Below are 368 nucleotides of genomic sequence, written 5' to 3'. Positions count from 1 at the left end.
CGCCGACGGGCCGCCGCGTGCCACCCCGCCCCCTCCCGGGCGACAGCACCCCCCGCGGACTTCGTGGCCGCCCCCCTCGCCTCAGCCCCCACCCGCTACCGCGCCGTCGCCACCCTCCGGGCCACCGCGGAACAGATCCGCACCCAGACCCGCGTACGCCCCGTCGACGCCACCACCTGCAGGCGCGTCATGTCACTGGGTCGTGCGGGTCCCGCGGGCCGTCTCAGTTGCCGATGCCGGAGGTGCCGATGCCTGAGTTGGCGATGCCGTGGCTGCCGATGCCCGTGTTCGCGATGCCCGCGTTGCCCAGACCCCAGTTGGCGATGCCGGCGTTTCCCACGCCGTGGTTGAAGGCCCCCGCGTTTCCG

The 368-nt window shown here is 74.7% G+C and carries 1 pseudogene; it reads right to left on the bottom strand.

Going from position 1 to position 368, the window contains the following annotated elements:
* Nucleotides 1-223: 223 nt before the first annotated feature.
* Nucleotides 224-368, bottom strand: a pseudogene (locus ACWGE1_RS40840) (hypothetical protein); the annotation flags it as partial.

It is taken from the genome of Streptomyces sp. NPDC054932 (assembly GCF_053610205.1).
Note: the sequence above shows the minus strand (reverse complement) of the source record. Positions and strands in the feature narration are given on the sequence as shown.